We start from the raw sequence: 19684 nt of genomic DNA on the forward strand, positions 1-19684 counted from the left end.
TGACTATGCAGCTCTCTTGCTTCGCCATGGGGCAGACGCTTAAGAATGCAGGATGCGCATTCTGTACCATCTGCCGCTCTCGCCGCAAAGCCGTCAGGTCCGGCTTGTTCTTGCCGAGAAACGGTTACCCTATGAGCCCAAGACCGAAAAGGTCTGGGAAAATCGCCCGGAATATCTCGCGCTCAACCCCGCGGGTGATGTGCCCCTGCTCGTCGAAGAGAACGGGCTGTCGATTCCAAATGCCTGGGTGATCTGCGAATATCTTGAAGAGGCCTATCCCGATGCACCGCTCATGGGGCGCACTCTGGCCGAGCGCGTCGAGGTGCGCCGTCTGATGGCGTGGTTCGAGGGCAAGTTCGGACACGAGGTCTCGCGCAATCTTCTGGGTGAGAAGGTAGACAAGCGTCTGGCAGGTCGTGGCAACCCCGACGGAACTGCCTTGCGCGCCGGCTATGCCAATATGCGCTTCCATCTCGATTATATCGGCTGGCTGGCAGAAACGCGCTCGTGGCTGGCGGGCAACATGCTGTCGATTGCCGATTTTGCCGCGGCAGCGCATCTCTCCTGTCTCGATTTCATCGGTGATATCGACTGGTCCAAGGCGCCTGCCGCCAAGGACTGGTACGCCCGCATGAAATCGCGTCCGAGCTTTCGCTCGCTGCTCAATGACCGTGTGAACGGGTTCAACCCGCCTGCGCATTACGCCGATCTGGATTTCTGAATGAACAAGATTTTTGATGCTGTCATTCTCGGGGCGGGCGCTGCCGGGCTGATGGCGGCTGCCACCGCGCGCGAGGGCGGGGCGTCCGTTCTTGTACTCGATCACTCCGCAGAAGCCGGTCGCAAGATCCTGATCTCCGGCGGCGGGCGCTGCAATTTCACCAATCTGGCGACAAAGGCGGATAACTTCCTTTCAGCCAATCGCCATTTCATGCGCTCGGCGCTGGCAGGCTATACGCCGCGCGATTTTCTGACGCTGGTGGAGCGTCACGGCATTTCGTGGGAAGAAAAAGCCGAGGGGCAGCTCTTCTGCGCCAATTCGGCCCGCGACATCGTGTCGCTTCTGCTGCGTGAGGCTGAGGGCTGCGAGATGCGTTTCAGCACCGCCATACGCAGCGTGACCAGGGGCGATGTCTTTCATGTCCAGACCGATATGGGCGAATTCAGCGCCCGCAATGTGGTACTGGCCACGGGGGGGCTGTCCATTCCCAAGCTGGGGGCGAGCGATCTGTCTCTGCGCCTTGCGCGTCAATTTGGCTTGTCTGTCGTGCCAACCGTGCCGGGTCTCGTGCCGCTGACATTTGAGACCCCTCTGCCCGAACTGGCCGGCGTCTCGCTGCCGGTGCGGGCCAGCATGGGCAAGATCGGTTTTACCGATGGCATGGTCTTTACCCATCGCGGCATTTCCGGTCCGGCCATTCTGCAGATTTCGTCCTATCAGAACGGGCCGCTCGATGCGCCCGTGATCGATATGCTGCCTGGGCGCGATGCAAGGGAAGCGCTGGGCGCCATCAAGAAGGCGCGGCCACGCGCTGAGCCGCCCTCTCTTTTGCAGGATCTGCCCCAGCGTCTGGCGCGTCATATCGCCGATAATACATTGTCCGATCTCACCTGCACGCTCGCCAATCTGCCGGACAAGCGTATCGCTTCGCTGGCCGCCCAGATTTCGGCCTGGAAGCCGAAGCTTTCGGGCACTGAAGGCTACGCCAAGGCAGAAGTCATGAAGGGCGGTATCGACACACGGGTGCTGTCTTCCAAGACCATGGAAGCGCGGGATGTGCCGGGGCTGTTTGCCATTGGCGAGGCCGTCGACGTGACCGGCTGGCTGGGCGGCTATAATTTCCAGTGGGCATGGTCGAGCGGCGTCGCAGCAGGCAGGGCGATTGCAGAGCGACATTGAGCGTCTGATGCTCCGGGTTTTCGAACCTGTCCGGTCCTGATACGTCTTGAGCCCACGCTCATCTAGAGGCCGCAGCAATGCGGACCCGTTTCAGGAAGGTCGATTTCATGACTCTTTGCGTGGCCATTCTCGCAACCGACGGTGTCGAGGAATGCGAACTTGTCCAGCCGCGTCAGGCGCTCGAAAACGCCGGCATCAGGACGCTGCTCGTCTCTCCCGCTAAGGGCGAGATCCAGGCGATGGAAGGCGATGTCACGCCGGTGTCGCGGCATAAGGTCGATGCGGCCATCGGCGTTGCCGCCGATATGGAGCTGGCGGGTATCGTGCTGCCGGGTGGCACAACCAACCCCGACAAGCTGCGCATGGACGAGGCGGCCGTCGCCTTTCTGCGTGGCTTTGTGGCTGAGGGAAAGCCGATTGCCAGTATCTGTCATGGTGCTTGGACGCTGATCGAGGCGGGTGGTGTCAAGGGACGCAGCCTGACCTCATGGCCCTCGCTCCAGACCGATCTGCTCAATGCCGGTGCAAACTGGCTGGACCGTGAGCTCGTGATCGATGGCAATCTGGTCAGCTCGCGTTGCCCTGATGACCTGCCTGCTTTCTGCGATGCCGTGGTAGCGCAATATCGTGACAAAACTGCCTGAAAACTGCCTTCATTTTCGGTCGTTCTTCGCAGCAAAGCGGTCCGGACCCATCCAGTCTGATGGGTGACGGACCCGAAGCAGAAAAGGGATTATCATGACATCACCGACATCATTTCGCCGTTCCGCCCGCATTCTTGGCGGTCTGGCCGGGTTGATGCTGCTCGCAGCCTGCCAGGGCACCGCAGCGCCGGGTCCGACGCCGCCGGGCATGCAGGTGGTTGGCTATGGCTACACTTGCAAGGCTGGCATCTATACCTGCAAGATGCCGACCCAGGTGCCCCTCGGCAATCCGTGCTCCTGCCCCGGTATCGGTGCGGCTTCCTATGGGAATATCCATCAGCCCTGAGTGCGCTCCCTGCCAGCCTTGCCCTGAGGTGAAGGGGGAGGCTGGCAAAGCCGAAACGCCTTTCGCTATTCCTATTTTGTTCTTATAGAGGGAGCAGAATACGGAGCCCGAATTGTCGCAGGATTTCTTCAGTTTCTTCCCCTGGCTTGTGGCCGTTCTGGCTCTGGCCGTCGCCGTCTTTCTGTGGTCGCGTCTTTCGCGGCGTGGGACTGATCGCGATCTTCTCTCGCGCATCTATGTACTGCTGGAGCGTGAGGCTGCCGAGCGCAGCGCCGATCTCGACTTCCAGCGCAAGGCGCTGGTCGAGACCGAGCGCGCCCTTGCTGCGAGGCTCGACCAGCAGCGCAGCGATACGAGCGACCGTCTTGCTAGCCTGAGCCACCGTCTGGGTCAGGAACTGGCCGAAACGAGGCTGGCGCAATCCGAAATGCTGCGCGACATGATGCGCGAAAATGCGGAACAGCTGGCGCAGATCAGGGCCTCTGTCAGCGAGCAGCTTCACGTCACCGTCGAAAAGCAGATGCAGACCTCGTTCCAGCGCGTGGTCGAGCAGTTTTCAGCCATGCAGAAAGCGATCGGCGAGGTCTCGGCTGTCACGGCCCAGATCGGCGATCTCAAGAGGCTGTTCGGCAACGTCAAGACGCGTGGCGGATGGGGTGAGGCGCAGCTGCGCGCCATTCTCGACGATATTCTGCCCGCCGGGTCGTATGACAGCAATTTCCGCGTCGGTGACAGCACCGAGGCTGTGGAATTCGCCCTGCGCATGCCCGTTCGCAGTGCCGTGCCGCCAAGGCTGGCCATAGACAGCAAGTTTCCGACCGAAGCCTATGAGCGTCTGCTCGACGCCGTAGACAGGACGGATCAGGCAGCCGAGCGTATCGCCCGCCGTGCCCTCGATAATGCGGTGCGTCTGGAAGCGCGCAAGATCAGTGAGAAATACATCCAGCCGCCCATCACCGTCGAGTTTGCGGTGCTCTATCTGCCCACTGACGGGCTTTACATGGAAGTCGCGCGCATTCCGGGGCTGATCGATGAGATCGGGCGTCTGCACCGGGTGATCATCATGGGGCCGTCTCTCATGCCTGCGCTGCTGCGCACTGTTCATCTCGGATATGTGACTCTGGCCCTTGAGGAGCGGACGGATGCGATTGCGCGCCTGCTCGGGCTGACACGGCAGGAAATGCTGCGCATGGATGGCGTGCTTGAAAAACTCTCGCGTGGCGCGGGTGCCATGAGCAATACGATCGATGAAGCCAGACGGCGTACCCGTGTGCTGGGGCGCAAATTGCGAGGACTTGACGGACAGGCGCCGGGCGACGACCTTGAGACACTGGAAGAGCTTTAAGCCGAATTTACTATCGAAGCAGCAAGGGTTTGGGCAGAGATGACAGCATGACATCGGATCAGAGCCTCTCTTTTGTCCCGCCTGAGGTGCCTGCCAAGGCCCGCCTGTTATTTGTCGAGGATGACGACACTCTTGCCCGTGAAGTGGTCGAGGAACTCTCGGCGCGCGGTTTTGCCGTTTCCCATGTTTCGACCGGCCAGGCTGGGCTCGACGCTGCCATCAGTGAGTCCTACGACCTGATGGTGCTCGATCGCATGTTGCCCCTTCTGGACGGGCTTTCGGTCATCGAGAAACTGCGCAGCCAGAATGTTCAGTCGCCGGTTCTGGTCTTGTCAGCACTCTCTGCCGTCGATGACCGCGTGACGGGTCTCAAGGCAGGAGGGGATGACTATCTCACCAAGCCTTTCGCCATGGACGAGCTGGTCGCGCGTATCGAAGCACTCCTGCGCCGCCCCAATGATACCCGCGCGACCACGCTGCGCGTTGGCCCCCTCGACATGGATCTGATCGATCGCACTGTCATGCGCGAAGGGCGCGAGATCGAATTGCTGCCGCGTGAATTCCGTCTGCTCGAATATCTGATGCGCCGGCCCAATCAGGTTCTGACGCGCACCATGCTGCTCGAAGATGTCTGGAATTACCGCTTCATCCCCCAGACCAATCTGGTGGATGTGCATATCGGCAAGCTGCGTCGCAAGGTCGATGGACCGGGTGAGACGCCCTTGATCCACAGCATCAGAGGATCGGGGTTCATGCTGCGTGTCGCTCTCTGAGAACTCCCGCTTCGGCATTTTCCGGACGGCGACGTTCCGGCTGACGCTGGCATTCGTTGCCGCGATCATCTGCGGCATGGTGCTGCAATTCGTCCTGCTTTTCGTGCAGATGACGCATTTCGAGGCCGAGAGATCGAGCGGTATCCTGCATCGCGAAGCCGATGTGCTGGTGCAGGAGACACCCGAGCGGCTCGAATATCAGGTGCGCGAGCGCGCCACCAATGACCTGCGTGTGGTCATCAACTGGGTGGGGCTGTTCGATGGTCATTATCGTCATATCGCAGGCGATCTCAAAAGCTGGCCTGAAGGGCTGATCGTCGATGGCAAGGTACATCGTCTGACACTCTCGCCCACCGATGATGAACCCTATGAAATGCGGTTTCTGGCGGTCAGGGTGCCGGGTGGCCGTGTTCTGGTGCTGGCCCATTCGCTGCACCTTCTTTCCGAACTGCGCTACATGATTCGTCGCGGTGCGCTGCTCTCGGTCTTTCCTGTGGTGATGTTCGCCCTTCTGACGGGTGTCGTGCTGAGCCACAGGGCGCTGGCGCGTGTGAAGACCATGCATGAGGCGATCGACCGTATCATGCAGGGCGACGTGCATGAGCGCCTGCCTGCAGCACGCGAGCGTGACGAGCTGGAGCGCCTGGCCGGTTCGGTCAATCGTATGCTCGATCGGCTCGAACATCTCATGGATGAGATACGCGACGTGGGTAACGATATCGCCCATGACCTGCGTACACCGCTTTCGAGAGTACGGGCGCGGCTGGAGCGGGCGACGTCGAGCCCTCATGACGCCGATTATCTGAATTCGGTCATCGAGCGGGCGACGCTCGATCTGGACCAGTGCTTTTCCGTCATCACGGCGCTGCTGCGTATTGGCGAAATCGAAAACGGCCGCAGGCGCGCGGGCTTTGCCCAGGTCAATCTGGGCGATCTCGTCGCCGATATCGTCGATCTGTACGAGCCCATCGCCGAGACGAATGGTCTCGTGCTGACCAATGCCATCGCGCAGGATTCCGCCACGTCCGAAACCATGACGACGTTCGGGGATCGTGATCTGCTGGTCGAGGTTCTGGCCAATCTTTTCGACAACGCCATGAAATTCACGCCCGCCGGTGGGCGCGTGACCGTCTCGGCGGTCTCGACCCCGGGTGCAATCAGGCTTCGCGTTGCCGATACCGGCATCGGTATTCCCGAGGCGGAACGTGAGGCTGTTCTGGGGCGTTTTTATCGTTCGGACAAAAGCCGCCACGTGCCGGGTAGCGGACTCGGGCTCAGCCTCGTCATGGCCATTCTCAGGCTGCACGGGGTCGATCTTGCCATCGCTGATGGAGACGGTTCTCCCGAAATGCCGGGATGCGCATTCGAGATGGTGTTCCAGCTTTCGGCGGTCTCCGAAAGCGCATGAACGCGGGCTTCTGCGCTGTTGTCGCCGACAGGGCCGGAGCTGTGACAGAGAGATGAAAGGTCGTTCCAGATCGGAACTTAAAAGGAATTTTCCTTGTCGCCTCCGGGCGTATTTGTATTTCTGGACGTAACAGGAAAAGGAATGTCCTTGATGATATCGGGAAACGGATGGGGATTCCTCATGCCGGTCTATGAGCACAGGCATCGGGCAGGGCGGGCATCGCGTCTCGGGACAGCTGCATGAATCAGGTTGTCATTACCGCGCTGAAGCGGCCCTACACCTTCGTTGTCCTGTCCATTTTCATCGTGATCTTCGGCGTAAGGTCGGTCATCAAGACACCGACAGACGTCTTCCCGAACATCAATATCCCGGTTGTCGCGATTGTCTGGTCCTATCTCGGGCTCATGCCTGAGGATATGTCGGGGCGCGTTGTCTATTACTACGAACGCACCCTGACCACGACCGTCAACAATATCGAACATATCGAAAGCGGGTCGTATTACGGTCGCGGTATCGTCAAGGTCTATTTCCAGCCCGGCACCGATACGTCGGTTGCCCAGACGCAGATCACTTCCGTTTCCCAGACCGTCATCAAGCAGCTTCCGACAGGCGCCACGCCGCCGCTTATCCTGGCCTATAACGCCTCGTCCGTGCCGGTGCTCACGCTGCAGATCAATTCGGACAAGCTGAACGGGTCAGAGCTGTACAACATGGCCTCGAACCTGATCAGGCCGCAGCTTATCTCAGTGCCGGGCGTTTCGATCCCGAACCCTTATGGCGGTCTTGCGCCCTACATCACGGTCGATATCGATCCTGCCAAGTTGATGGCGCATAATCTCTCGGCGGTGGATGTCAGCGCGGCGCTCAACAAGCAGAATATCGTGCTCCCTGCTGGCGACCAGCGTGTCGGGCCATTCGATTACATGGTCCGTACCAACGCCCAGCCCCGAGAGGTGGAAACCTTCAATAACCTGCCGCTCAAGCAGGTGGGCAATGCGGTGGTCTATCTGCGCGACGTGGCCTATGTGCATCGCGGCGGACCGCCACAGGCCAATATGGTGCTGGTGAAGGGCCGTCAGGCGGTCATGATGGTCATCATGAAGAGCGGCGATGCGTCGACGCTCGACGTGGTGGCGGGCGTCAAGAAACTGCTGCCCCAGGTCATCGACACCCTGCCAAAGGGCACAAGCATCAAGATCCTGACCGATGCCTCCGGCTTCGTGAAGGATTCGGTTGAAGACGTTGTGCGCGAAATGATCATCGCGGCACTTCTGACCTCTCTGGCAGTTCTGCTCTTCCTGGGTTCGTGGCGTTCGACGCTGATTGTTGCGACCTCGATCCCGCTCGCCATTCTCTGCTCGGTCATCGGGCTGAGTCTTGCCGGACAGTCGATCAATGTCATGACGTTGGGCGGGCTTGCGCTGGCGGTTGGTATTCTCGTCGATGACGCGACCGTCATGATCGAGAATATCGATGCCCATCTGGAGATGGGCAAGGATCTGGAAATGGCCATCATCGATGCTGCCAACCAGATCGTCATCCCGACCTTCGTCTCGACCACCTGTATCTGTATCGTCTGGCTGCCGCTCTTCGAGCTGACCGGCGTTGCGGGCTGGCTGTTCATGCCCATGGCCGAAGCCATCATCTTCGCCATGATCGCCTCCTTCATCCTGTCGCGTACGCTGGTGCCCACCATGGCAAACTGGATGCTCGCGGCGCAGGTTGCCGCCCATGAGCGTGGCGATGACGGCAAGGAGCCCGGATTTTTCGGCCGTTTCCAGCGCGGTTTCGAGCGCGGCTTCACCCGTTTCCGCGAGCGCTACAAGGTGGTGCTCGGTGGCCTGATCGAAGAGCGCGCAAAATTCGTGCCGTTCTTCATGGCGGTCTCGATCGCCTCAAGCGGGCTGTATTTCTTCGTCGGGCAGGATTTCTTCCCGGAGATCAAATCCGGCACGCTGCAGCTCCACATGCGCGCACCAATCGGTACGCGCCTTGAGGAATCCGGCAAGATTTCCGTGCTGATCGAAAAGAAGATGCACGAAATTCTGCCGGGCCAGATCGATGCGGTGCTGAATAACTGCGGTCTGCCCTTCTCGCAGCTCAATCAGGCGTTCATCCCGACACCAACCGTCGGTACGGAAGATTGCGATATCACTGTCTCGCTCAAGAATGACGAGAGCCCGACAGCCGAATATCGCCGCAAGATCCGCGCAGGTCTGATCGAAGCCTTCCCTGGCACGCAGATCACCTTCCAGCCTGCCGATCTGACGGCAAAGATACTGAATTTCGGCCTGCCTGCACCGCTCGATGTGCAGGTTGTCGGGCGCGATCTCTACGGCAATTTTGCCTTCGCCAAGAAACTGCGTCGCAAGCTCGCCGCCATACCGGGCATTACCGATGTGGCGATCCAGCAGCCGATGACGCAGCCGACGCTCAGCATCAACGCCAAGCGCAGCTTCGCGCTTGGCACCGGCATCACCGAGCAGGATATCGCGCAGAACGCACTCGTCGCCCTGTCGGGTTCGGCTCAGGTGGGGCAGGTATATTATCTTAACGCCTCGGGTGTGGCGCAGCTCATCGACGTACAGACGCCTGCGAACTACCTGCAGACGCTCAACGATCTGAAGACCCTCCCGATCGACCGTGGCGACGGCAACCCGACCAATGCCCAGCCCCAGCTTCTGGGCGCGCTGTCCGATATCGAGCAGACGGGCACACCGGCGGAAGTCGCGCATTACAACATCATGCCGGTCTTCGATATCTACGCCTCAAACGAGGATATCGATCTCGGCACGGTGGCACGCTCGGTGCAGCGCGTGGCAGATTCCATGAAGTCCGAACTGCCGCGCGGCTCGCATCTGGTCGTGCGTGGTCAGGCTGTCACGATGACAGATGCCTATTCGCAGCTGATCGTTGGCCTCGCGATGTCGATCACGCTGGTCTATCTGATCATCGTGGTGAATTTTCAGTCCTGGCTCGATCCGTTCGTGATCATCACGGCGCTGCCCGGAGCCCTGGGTGGTATCGCCTGGAGCCTGTTCCTGACCCACACCTCACTTTCGGTGCCTGCCCTGACGGGTGCCATCATGTGCATGGGTACCGCCACAGCCAACGCCATTCTGGTGGTCTCCTTTGCGCGTGAGCGTATGGAGGTTCACGGCGACGCGCTGAAGGCCGCACTCGAGGCCGGGTATGAACGTATCCGCCCCGTGCTGATGACAGCACTCGCCATGATCATCGGCATGGTGCCCATGTCCATGAGCAATTCCGACAACGCCCCGATCGGCAAGGCCGTTATCGGCGGCCTCATTGTAGCGACCGCAGCGACGCTTCTGTTCGTCCCCTGTGTCTTTGCCATCGTCCATTACAGAAAGCCGCGCGAACGCGGAGATGAGGGAGCCCACGCATGACCCAGCACCAGAATCCCGGTGCCGAGCCGAACCGCAAGCGGGGCCGCCTTGTCATCCTTATCGTGCTGGGTATTGCCCTGCTTGTGGCTGCCTGGGGAATACTCACCCGTTCGGTGCATTACAGCAGCCTCGAGAAAGAGGCTGACGACAATGCCCGCGCCCGTGTCAGCCTGATCAACCCGCAACCCGGCCCCGCCGTGCGTCATCTGGATCTGCCGGCCAATCTGGCTGCCTGGTATCAGGCGCCGATCTACGCGCAGGTCTCCGGCTATGTGAAGATGTGGTACAAGGATTACGGCGCCCATGTGAAATCGGGCGATCTCCTGGCCGAGATCAGCACGCCGAGCTTGGACGCGCAGTATGAGGCAGCAAAAGCCAACTACAATGTCGTGCTGGCCCGCTACAAGCTGGCCGTGATTACGGCCAAGCGCTGGGCCGATCTGCGAGACACCCAGGCCGTGTCGCGTCAGGAAGTCGATGTGCAGGCGGCCAACGCCGCCGCCCAGAAGGCGCAGGTCGATCAGGCACAGCATGAGGTCGAGCGTTTCGAGGCACTGGAGAACTTCAAGCGCATCGTGGCGCCGTTCGATGGCATCGTGACGTCGCGTCTGGTGAACGTGGGCGACTACGTGAATGCGGGTGGGGGTGATCTCAACTCTCGTGGCAATGCATCAGAGCTCTTCACGGTTGCCGACACGCATCGCATGCGCGTCTTCGTTTCCGTGCCGCAGGATTATGCGGCCGTTATTTCCGACAAGCTCGCTGCCAAACTGACCCTGCCGCAATTCCCGGGGCGGGTTTATGATGCGAGCTTCCTCGCCACGGCTCAGGCCTTCAACGCGGCAACGCGCACGGTCACGACCGAGCTGGAACTCAGCAATGAGGACGGCTCACTTTGGCCTGACTCCTACGCAACAGCGCATTTCACCGCGCCGGGTGAACCTGGTGTGCTGATCGTGCCGGTCAATTCGCTGATTTTCCGTGCCCAGGGCACCCAGCTTGCCACTGTTGTCGATAACCATGTTCATCTGATCGACGTGAAGACCGGCATCAATTACGGCATGACCATCCAGATTCTGGGGGGCATCGAGGCAAAGGACCAGATCGTGGCCAACCCGACCGCCGATATGCTTGAAGGGGATGAGGTCAAGGTCGTTGCCGCAACCCGCGGCTATAACGATGCGACGGCAGCGCCTCGCAAGAATGTTGCGCCCGCACCGAAACCCGTCGCCCCTGAAGACGATGATGGTGGCAACGAGAACGGGGCGCGTCGATGAGAGAGAGTTTCAAGCGCCGCGCATTGCGCGGCGGTGTGGCAAGCGCGGTTCTTTGCCTGTCTCTCCTGTCCGGCTGCGATCTGGCGCCGAAATATGAAGCCCCCAAATTCATCTATCCCAATGGGTGGAGCGGCAAGGGCGTACTGGTAGACGGCAAGCCTGCCGATGACGTGCCCAAGGGCAAATGGTGGGAGGTCTTCCATGATCCCCAGCTCAATGCCCTGGAAGAAAAGATGCTGGCTTCGAACCCCGATCTGCAGGCCCAGGCTGAAATCTTTACCCAGTCACGCGATATCGCCCGCGAGACACAGGCCCAGCTGGCGCCGCAGCTCAACGGGTCAGCCGGGATGTCGAACAACAAGACATCGCTTACCCGGCTGTGGCGAGGCGCCAATGCGAACTCGCCGACAACCGAGTCCAGCGTTTTCTATAGCGGGGCTGCGACGTGGGAGCCTGATTTCTTCAGCCGCATCCGTAACGCCACGCGCATGCAGAAGAACATGGCTCAGGCGAGCGCGGCCGATTACGCCAATCTTCGCCTGATGCTCGAGGCAGAGCTCGCCTCGGATTATCTGGGCCTGCGCGGGCTCGATGCGCAATACGCGGTCTATGACGACTCGATCCGCTACTACCAGACCGCCGTGAAGATCACCCGGTTGCGTCAGGCTGGTGCGATTGCGGCCGGACTGGACGTTTCCCGAGCGGAAAACCAGCTCTTCGCGACCATGGCGTCGCAAAGCAATGTGCGCGCCCAGCGTCAGGTCATGGAACATGCCATTGCCGTCATGGTGAATACCGTGCCGGGCAGCTTCCATATCACCCCCTCAACGAATCAGACGCTGCCCTATACGATCCTGCGTATTCCGACGGGTTTTCCGTCGCAATTGCTCGAGCGCCGCCCTGACATTGCCTCTGCCGAGCGCAATCTGGCGGCCAATAGCCGGGCTATCGGTGTCGCTCGTGCGGCTTTTTATCCGGATGTCACCTTCAGCCTGAACGGTGGCTTCATGAATAACGGCTTCGACCTTGCCAGTCTGGGCAATTCGATGTGGAGCTATGGCGTGCAGGCGGTCGAGCCGCTCTTCACGGGTGGTCTGCGTCGTGCCGCCCTGCAGCGTGCCTGGTCGCAATATCGCGAGAGCGCCGATCATTATCGCTCGACCGTGCTGGCGGCGTTTCAGGATGTCGAGGATGGCATCTCCCAGACGCAGGCCTTTGCTGACCAGCAGAAGCAGCAGATGGCCGCTGTCGATGCCGCATTGCGGACACAGCGCATGACCATGGCGCTCTATACGGGTGGTCTGACCAATTACCTCGACGTCGTTGTGGCGCAGCAGGCGGCTCTTGTGGCGCGCATTGATGCGGTGCAGGCCCAGACCATTCAGGTGCAGGCCAGTGTCCGTCTGATCAAGGCCCTCGGCGGTGGCTGGGACAAGGTCGCCCTGCCTGCGGTCAAGGACATCAATCCCTTTGGTATCCTGCAATATGACGGGCTGCATCACCCCCGTCCTGCAGGCGATGTCGATACCCGCACAGGCCCTGCCGATCAGGATCTGAGCGGGGCGACGCCTGCGAATCCCCCCATGAAAGACTTGACAGCCGCGTCTTCGGGGCGTTAAGGGGCCCCTCCAATTCGGAACGCGGGAGAGGGTGCGCCAGCTGTAAGGCGGGCAGCCCCTCACTGGAACCGCGGTTCGGGCAAACCATCAAGGAGTCCCGGATATGGCCAAAAAAGTTGTTGGCTACATCAAGTTGCAGATCCCGGCAGGCAAGGCGAATCCGTCGCCGCCAGTCGGTCCGGCCCTGGGTCAGCGCGGCCTGAACATCATGCAGTTCTGCAAAGAGTTCAACGCCAAGACGCAGACTCTCGAGCCCGGCATGCCGATCCCGGTCGTCATCACGGCCTATGCGGATCGTACGTTCAGCTTCGTCACCAAGACCCCGCCGAACACCTACTTCCTACTCAAGGCCGCCAAGGTCTCCAAGGGCAGCCAGACCGTCGGCAAGGCCGCCGCAGTCGGTTCTGTCACGACCGCGCAGCTGCGCGAGATCGCTGCAGAGAAGTTCAAGGATATGAACGCGAATGACATCGACGGCGCAGTGCGCATGCTGGCCGGTTCGGCCAAGTCGATGGGTCTGAACGTGGTGGAGGGCTGATCCTATGGCCAAGAACAAGAGGCTGACCGCCGCCCGCGCGACGGTTGACACCGACAAGCAGTATGACCTCGCCGCAGCTGTTGCTCTGGTAAAGGGCAATGCAAAGGCCAAGTTCGACGAGACCATCGAAATCTCGCTGAACCTCGGCATCGACCCGCGTCATGCTGACCAGATGGTCCGTGGTCTGATCTCGCTGCCGAACGGCACGGGCAAGACCCTGCGCGTTGGCGTTTTCGCCCGCGGCCCGAAGGCTGAAGAAGCCAAGGCAGCCGGTGCAGAAGTCGTCGGTGCAGAAGATCTGGCCGAGAAGATCCAGAACGGTGAAATCGAGTTCGATCGCTGCATTGCGACCCCGGACATGATGGCACTGGTCGGTCGTCTGGGTAAGATCCTCGGCCCGCGTGGCCTGATGCCGAACCCCCGTCTGGGCACGGTGACCATGGACGTCAAGGGCGCCGTTCAGGCAGCCAAGTCCGGCCAGGTCGAATACCGCGCCGAGAAGGCCGGTATCATCCATGCCGGCGTCGGCAAGGCTTCGTTCGGCGAAGACAAGCTGGTCGAGAACATCAAGGCTCTGGTCGATGCCGTCCAGAAGGCTCGTCCGACCGGTGCCAAGGGCACCTATCTGAAGAAGGCAGCCCTGTCTTCCACGATGGGTCCGGGTGTGCGCGTCGACGTCGCGACGTTCACGGCCTGATTTGAGAGATGACGCCGCGCGGTCTGACCGTGCGGCGGCGCAGGGGCGGGGAGTTTTTCCCCGCTTCCGAACCTGTCCGAGACCGGGCGTGCTGTTCCACGGAACAGTCTAAGGGATCTTGAGAGAGATCCGCGAGCGGGAGACGGGGCGCCAGCAGACAGGGCGGGGTAACCTGCCGGAATGCTGGGTTCCGATTGAATGGACAGGCGAGCGGTACTTTTCCGATTGCGGGGAAGTGCCATGGGTAACCCGGTCTGGAAGCCAAGGTTTCCGGACTGACGAGGAGAATGGATTTGGACCGTCAGGAAAAACGGGCCTTCGTCGAATTCCTCGCCAACGTGTTCAACAGCACGTCCATGGTTGTCGTGACCGAAAACAAAGGTCTCACGGTAGCTGATGTGACGGAGCTGCGTCGACGCGTTCGTGCGGCGGGTGCGACGTACAAGGTTGCGAAAAACCGGCTGGCCAGCCTCGCTCTGCATGGGACCCAATTCGACGGGATTCTTCCGCTGCTGAAGGGCCCGACCGCGCTTGCGTGGTCTGAGGATCCGGTTGCAGTCGCGAAGGCGATCGTCGAGTTCGCCAAGACGAATGAGAAGCTTGTGGTGCTCGGTGGCGCCCTTGGTAGCCAGACGCTTGATGCGAATGGTGTCAAGGCTCTTGCCGCACTGCCGTCGCTGGACGAACTGCGTGCGCAGCTGGTGGGTATGATTTCTACCCCCGCTACGCGTATCGCAGGCGTTGTCCAGGCTCCGGCCGGCCAGCTTGCTCGCGTTTTCGGCGCCTATGCCAAGACCGGCGAAGCCGCCTGAATTGTCTTACGCAGCGCCGCTCCTCTTCAGGAGCGCGGGTTGTGAATCGAAAACCAGTTACCATATAGGACCATCATCATGGCCGATCTGAACAAAATCGTTGACGAACTGTCCGCTCTGACCGTTCTCGAAGCTGCTGAACTCTCGAAGCTGCTCGAAGAGAAGTGGGGCGTTTCCGCTGCTGCTCCGGTTGCCGTTGCTGCTGCTGGCCCGGCTGCCGCCGCTGCTCCTGCTGAAGAGCAGACCGAGTTCACCGTGATCCTCGCCGAAGCCGGCGACAAGAAGATCAACGTGATCAAGGAAATCCGTGGCATCACGGGCCTGGGTCTGAAGGAAGCCAAGGACCTGGTCGAAGGCGCTCCGAAGACCGTCAAGGAAGGCGTTTCCAAGGACGAAGCAGCCAAGATCAAGAAGCTGCTTGAAGACAACGGCGCCAAGGTCGAAGTCAAGTAATCAAGCCCACGAACCGTGCTTCGCCTTCGGGCGGGGCCGGTTGTGGATTGAGACAGGTCAGGGCGGAAATCCTTTCGGGTTTCCGCCCGATTTGCCGTTGCGGACAAACCCTGTATAAGGGCCGGTTGTCACGCAACAACATCACGAATTCACGGTGCCGGTCGTTCCGGTCGCCCGACATGGCAGGGTTCCTGGCGTGTGGACGACCCGAAGGTCTGGTGCGAGAGGGCAGGGATAGATGAACGCAATCACCAAATCGTTCACAGGACGCAAGCGGATTCGCAAGAGCTTCGGGCGGATCCCCGAAGTTGCGCCGATGCCCAACCTGATTGACGTGCAGCGCGCAAGCTACGAGACGTTCCTTCAGATGAACGTGGCGCCTGACAGCCGTCAGCAGACGGGTCTTCAGGAAGTGTTCCGGTCGGTTTTCCCGATCAACGATTTTGCGGGACGTGGCCGTCTCGAGTTCGTTTCCTACGAACTCGAAGAGCCGAAATATGACGTTGAGGAATGCATTCAGCGTGGTCTGACCTTTGCAGCGCCGCTGAAGGTTATCCTGCGTCTGATCGTCTGGGACGTCGATGAAGATACCGGATCGCGCTCGATCCGCGATATCAAGGAGCAGCCGGTCTATATGGGCGACATGCCGCTCATGACCGATAACGGCACCTTCATCATCAATGGCACCGAGCGTGTCATCGTCAGCCAGATGCATCGCAGCCCCGGCGTGTTCTTCGATCACGACAAGGGCAAGACGCATTCTTCCGGCAAGTATCTCTTCGCTGCCCGCGTCATCCCCTATCGCGGTTCCTGGCTCGATTTCGAATTCGACGCCAAGGACCTGATCTATGTGCGTATCGACCGCAAGCGCAAGCTGCCGGTCACCACGCTGCTCTATGCCCTTGAGGGCGAGCACTCCATCGCAGCCCGCGCCGCCAAGGCGGCAGAGGGTGGCGATGTTGAGTCCATGGCGATCCGTGGCATGGATCAGGATGAAATCCTGGCCTATTTCTACGGCACCGTGCCCTTTACCCGCATGCCCAAGGGCTGGGCTCGTCCCTTCGATCCCGAAGCCTTCCGTGGCATGAAGCTGCTTGAGCCGCTTTATGACGCCGATACGGGTGAGGTTGTTGCTGAAGCCGATGCCAAGCTTACCGCTCGCATGGTGCGCAAGATCGCCGAGACGACCAAGGACGTGCTCGTCGGCCGCGCCGATCTGCTGGGCCGTTTCATGGCGCAGGACCTCGTCAATGAAGAGACGGGTGAGATCTACGCCGAAGCCGGTGAAGAACTGACCGAAGCACGCCTCGAAGCGCTTGAGGAATTGGGCGTGACCGAGCTGCCAATGCTTGCCGTCGACTCCTCGCATGGCCCCTGGATCCGCAACACGCTCGCGGTTGACAAGAACAACCGTCGTGACGAAGCCCTGATCGATATCTATCGCATCATGCGCCCCGGCGAGCCGCCGACCCCGGAAACGGCTGAAGCCATGTTCCAGGGTCTGTTCTTCGATGCCGACCGCTACGACCTTTCGGCCGTTGGTCGCGTGAAGATGAACATGCGTCTCGAAGTCGATGCGCCCGACACCATGCGCGTGCTGCGCAAGGAAGACATCCTGCGCGCCGTGAAGATCATGTGCGAGCTGAAAGACGGTCGCGGCCAGATCGACGACATTGACAATCTCGGCAACCGTCGTGTTCGCTCTGTCGGCGAGCTGATGGAGAACCAGTACCGCGTCGGTCTGCTCCGCATGGAGCGCGCCATTCGTGAGCGTATGGGTTCGGTCGATGTCGATACGGTCATGCCGCATGACCTGATCAACGCCAAGCCTGCCGCTGCTGCCGTGCGTGAGTTCTTTGGCTCGTCGCAGCTCAGCCAGTTCATGGACCAGACCAACCCGCTCTCCGAAGTCACGCATAAGCGTCGTCTCTCGGCGCTTGGCCCGGGCGGTCTGACCCGTGAGCGCGCTGGCTTCGAAGTCCGTGACGTTCATCCGACGCATTACGGCCGTATCTGCCCGATTGAGACGCCTGAAGGGCCGAACATCGGTCTGATCAACTCGCTCTCGACCTATGCGAAGGTGAACAAGTACGGCTTCATCGAAACGCCGTATCGCCTCGTTCAGGACGGCGTGCTGCAGGCCGGCTGGAAATACCTCTCCGCCATGGAAGAGGACAAGCTGATCGTTGCCCAGGCTGACGCCGCGCAGGACAAGAGCACGGGTCGTCTGACCGACGAGCTAGTCTCTGTCCGTCGTTCGGGCGACTTCCGCCTGGTGCCGCCTGAGCAGGTCACGGCCTGCGACGTGTCGCCCAAGCAGCTCGTTTCGGTCGCCGCCGCGCTCATCCCGTTCCTTGAGAACGATGACGCCAACCGCGCACTGATGGGCTCGAACATGCAGCGTCAGGCCGTGCCGCTGGTGCGCGCCGATGCGCCGCTGGTCGGAACGGGCATGGAAGCCGCTGTGGCCCATGACTCGGGTGCGACCATCGTTGCCAAGCGCAATGGTGTGATCGACCAGATCGACGGTGCCCGTATCGTTGTGCGCGCTACCGACGAAGCAGGTTCGACCCAGGGCGTCGATATCTATCGTCTGCGCAAGTACATGCGTTCCAACCAGTCCACCTGCATCAACCAGCGTCCGCTGGTGCGCGTGGGTGACACGGTTCATGCCGGCGACATCATTGCTGACGGTCCGTCCACCGAGCTGGGTGAACTGGCGCTGGGCCGTAACGTGCTCGTCGCGTTCATGCCCTGGAACGGCTACAACTTCGAAGACTCGATCCTCATCTCCGAGCGTATTGCCCGAGATGACGTGTTCACCTCGATCCATATCGAGGAATTCGAAGTCATGGCCCGCGACACGAAGCTGGGTCAGGAAGAAATCACGCGCGACATCCCGAATGTCGGTGAGGAAGCCCTGCGCAACCTCGACGAAGCCGGTATCGTCTATGTCGGCGCCGAGGTGAATCCGGGCGACATCCTGATCGGCAAGGTCACACCGAAGGGCGAAAGCCCGATGACGCCGGAAGAAAAGCTCCTGCGCGCCATCTTCGGTGAAAAGGCTTCGGACGTTCGCGATACCTCGCTCAAGCTGCCCCCTGGCACGAGCGGCACGATCGTCGATGTTCGCGTCTTCTCCCGTCGCGGTGTCGACAAGGACGAGCGCGCCATGGCCATCGAGCGTTCGGAAATCGAACGCCTGACCAAGGATCGCGATGACGAGCGCGCCATCCAGGAGCGCAGCTTCATTGCGCGTCTGCGCGAGCGTCTGCTCAACCAGACGGCAGCTGCCGGCTTCAAGGGTATCCGCGCTGGGACGGTCATCACCGATGAGGTGCTGGACGAGCAGCCGCGTGGCGCCTGGCGCAACATCACGGTCACCGATGACAGCGTGATGTCCGAGCTGGAAACGCTGCGTCGCGAATACGATGCTGCCGTTGGCAAGATTCAGGCCCGTTTCGACAGCAAGGTCGAGAAGCTGCAGCGCGGTGACGAGCTGCCGCCGGGTGTGATGAAGATGGTCAAGGTCTTCGTTGCCGTGAAGCGCAAGCTTCAGCCGGGTGACAAGATGGCCGGTCGTCACGGTAACAAGGGTGTCGTCTCGCGCGTCGTTCCTGTTGAAGACATGCCGTTCCTTGAGGATGGCACGCCGGTCGATCTCGTGCTGAACCCGTTGGGCGTGCCGTCGCGCATGAACGTCGGTCAGATTCTCGAGACGCATTTGGGCTGGGCCTGTGCGAATATCGGTCAGAACATCGGCAAGATTGCCGACGACTACCAGCGCACCGGTGAGCGCAAGCTTGAGCTTCTCGAGAGCCTGCGTGACGTCTATGGCGATGCCGTGTTCGAAAGCGACATTGCGACTCTGCCGAACGAGCAGCTTCTCGAGCTGACCGGTAACCTGCGCAAGGGCGTGCCGATTGCGACCCCGGTGTTCGACGGCGCGTCGATCCCTGACATCGAAGACATGCTGGTCAAGGCCGGTGTCGACAAGTCGGGTCAGTCGCAGCTGATCGACGGCCGTACGGGCGAGGCTTTCGAGCGTCGCACGACGGTGGGCTACATCTACATGCTGAAGCTGCATCACCTTGTCGATGACAAGATCCATGCACGCTCGATCGGTCCGTACTCGCTCGTCACGCAGCAGCCGCTGGGTGGTAAGGCGCAGTTCGGTGGTCAGCGCTTCGGTGAGATGGAAGTCTGGGCTCTTGAAGCTTACGGTGCCGCCTACACCCTGCAGGAAATGCTCACGGTCAAGTCCGATGACGTTTCCGGCCGTACGAAGGTCTATGAGGCCATTGTGCGCGAGCAGGATGATTTCGAGGCAGGTATCCCCGAGAGCTTCAACGTTCTGATCAAGGAACTGAAGTCGCTCGGCTTGAATGTCGATCTGGAGCAGAGCGGCGTCTGATGATTTCCGCCACTGTCTTTTCTGTGTTTGTTGCTAACGCGGGCGCGG

Annotated in this window: 15 protein-coding genes; all 15 read left to right on the plus strand. The window is 60.6% G+C overall.

Annotation, left to right across the window (positions count from 1 at the left end; translation table 11 throughout):
• The first annotated feature begins 52 nt into the window (after positions 1-52).
• A complete protein-coding gene (gene fzlA / locus AA105894_RS14605; RefSeq protein WP_188426082.1) occupies positions 53-721 on the plus strand; it encodes an FtsZ-binding protein FzlA in 669 nt (222 codons plus the stop codon).
• Entirely contained in the window at positions 722-1900 is a 1179-nt protein-coding gene (locus tag AA105894_RS14610; protein ID WP_267312406.1) for a BaiN/RdsA family NAD(P)/FAD-dependent oxidoreductase, read from the plus strand.
• Positions 1901-2007: 107 nt separating this feature from the next.
• Positions 2008-2544 carry a type 1 glutamine amidotransferase domain-containing protein gene (locus AA105894_RS14615; protein WP_188426080.1) on the plus strand — a complete coding sequence of 179 codons (537 nt, stop codon included), beginning with the start codon at positions 2008-2010 and terminating at the stop codon, positions 2542-2544.
• Positions 2545-2638: 94 nt separating this feature from the next.
• Complete coding sequence (locus AA105894_RS14620; RefSeq protein ID WP_267312407.1) at positions 2639-2890, plus strand: hypothetical protein; 252 nt, start codon at positions 2639-2641, stop codon at positions 2888-2890.
• 112 nt (positions 2891-3002) lie between these two features.
• Complete coding sequence (locus tag AA105894_RS14625) at positions 3003-4235, plus strand: DNA recombination protein RmuC (RefSeq protein ID WP_371869845.1); 1233 nt, start codon at positions 3003-3005, stop codon at positions 4233-4235.
• A 47-nt stretch (positions 4236-4282) separates the two neighbouring features.
• Positions 4283-5008: a response regulator transcription factor gene (locus AA105894_RS14630; RefSeq protein ID WP_267312408.1), complete on the plus strand. Its 726-nt coding sequence runs from the start codon at positions 4283-4285 to the stop codon at positions 5006-5008.
• Complete coding sequence (locus AA105894_RS14635; protein ID WP_267312409.1) at positions 4995-6416, plus strand: sensor histidine kinase; 1422 nt, start codon at positions 4995-4997, stop codon at positions 6414-6416. Before AA105894_RS14630 ends, AA105894_RS14635 begins: the two co-directional genes overlap by 14 nt.
• A 239-nt stretch (positions 6417-6655) precedes the next feature.
• Positions 6656-9826 carry an efflux RND transporter permease subunit gene (locus tag AA105894_RS14640; RefSeq protein WP_267312410.1) on the plus strand — a complete coding sequence of 1057 codons (3171 nt, stop codon included), beginning with the start codon at positions 6656-6658 and terminating at the stop codon, positions 9824-9826.
• Entirely contained in the window at positions 9823-11103 is a 1281-nt protein-coding gene (locus AA105894_RS14645) for an efflux RND transporter periplasmic adaptor subunit (RefSeq protein WP_188426076.1), read from the plus strand. Before AA105894_RS14640 ends, AA105894_RS14645 begins: the two co-directional genes overlap by 4 nt.
• Complete coding sequence (locus AA105894_RS14650; protein WP_267312411.1) at positions 11100-12722, plus strand: efflux transporter outer membrane subunit; 1623 nt, start codon at positions 11100-11102, stop codon at positions 12720-12722. The genes AA105894_RS14645 and AA105894_RS14650 overlap by 4 nt, the downstream gene beginning before the upstream one ends.
• Positions 12723-12825: 103 nt before the next feature.
• Positions 12826-13260: a 50S ribosomal protein L11 gene (gene rplK / locus AA105894_RS14655; RefSeq protein WP_023979014.1), complete on the plus strand. Its 435-nt coding sequence runs from the start codon at positions 12826-12828 to the stop codon at positions 13258-13260.
• 4 nt (positions 13261-13264) lie between these two features.
• Entirely contained in the window at positions 13265-13957 is a 693-nt protein-coding gene (rplA, locus tag AA105894_RS14660; protein ID WP_267312412.1) for a 50S ribosomal protein L1, read from the plus strand.
• 293 nt (positions 13958-14250) lie between these two features.
• Positions 14251-14769: a 50S ribosomal protein L10 gene (rplJ, locus tag AA105894_RS14665; RefSeq protein WP_062165691.1), complete on the plus strand. Its 519-nt coding sequence runs from the start codon at positions 14251-14253 to the stop codon at positions 14767-14769.
• 78 nt (positions 14770-14847) lie between these two features.
• Positions 14848-15222, plus strand: a complete 375-nt coding sequence (rplL, locus tag AA105894_RS14670) for a 50S ribosomal protein L7/L12 (protein ID WP_023979011.1) — start codon at positions 14848-14850, stop codon at positions 15220-15222.
• Between the two features lie 238 nt (positions 15223-15460).
• A complete protein-coding gene (gene rpoB, locus AA105894_RS14675; RefSeq protein ID WP_267312413.1) occupies positions 15461-19636 on the plus strand; it encodes a DNA-directed RNA polymerase subunit beta in 4176 nt (1391 codons plus the stop codon).
• Positions 19637-19684: the final 48 nt, after the last annotated feature.

Origin of the sequence: Asaia spathodeae NBRC 105894, from assembly GCF_025994195.1 — a bacterium.
In the GTDB taxonomy this organism is placed as follows: Bacteria; Pseudomonadota; Alphaproteobacteria; order Acetobacterales; family Acetobacteraceae; genus Asaia; species Asaia siamensis.

Bases quoted from the DNA above. Each gene is read 5' to 3' on its own strand.
- rplL (WP_023979011.1), top strand. From the start codon at position 14,848: ATGGCCGATCTGAACAAAATCGTTGACGAACTGTCCGCTCTGACCGTT.
- rplA (WP_267312412.1), top strand. From the start codon at position 13,265: ATGGCCAAGAACAAGAGGCTGACCGCCGCCCGCGCGACGGTTGACACC.
- AA105894_RS14640 (WP_267312410.1), top strand. From the start codon at position 6,656: ATGAATCAGGTTGTCATTACCGCGCTGAAGCGGCCCTACACCTTCGTT.
- AA105894_RS14620 (WP_267312407.1), top strand. From the start codon at position 2,639: ATGACATCACCGACATCATTTCGCCGTTCCGCCCGCATTCTTGGCGGT.
- rplK (WP_023979014.1), top strand. From the start codon at position 12,826: ATGGCCAAAAAAGTTGTTGGCTACATCAAGTTGCAGATCCCGGCAGGC.
- AA105894_RS14615 (WP_188426080.1), top strand. From the start codon at position 2,008: ATGACTCTTTGCGTGGCCATTCTCGCAACCGACGGTGTCGAGGAATGC.
- AA105894_RS14630 (WP_267312408.1), top strand. From the start codon at position 4,283: ATGACATCGGATCAGAGCCTCTCTTTTGTCCCGCCTGAGGTGCCTGCC.
- rpoB (WP_267312413.1), top strand. From the start codon at position 15,461: ATGAACGCAATCACCAAATCGTTCACAGGACGCAAGCGGATTCGCAAG.
- AA105894_RS14650 (WP_267312411.1), top strand. From the start codon at position 11,100: ATGAGAGAGAGTTTCAAGCGCCGCGCATTGCGCGGCGGTGTGGCAAGC.
- AA105894_RS14610 (WP_267312406.1), top strand. From the start codon at position 722: ATGAACAAGATTTTTGATGCTGTCATTCTCGGGGCGGGCGCTGCCGGG.
- AA105894_RS14645 (WP_188426076.1), top strand. From the start codon at position 9,823: ATGACCCAGCACCAGAATCCCGGTGCCGAGCCGAACCGCAAGCGGGGC.
- fzlA (WP_188426082.1), top strand. From the start codon at position 53: ATGCGCATTCTGTACCATCTGCCGCTCTCGCCGCAAAGCCGTCAGGTC.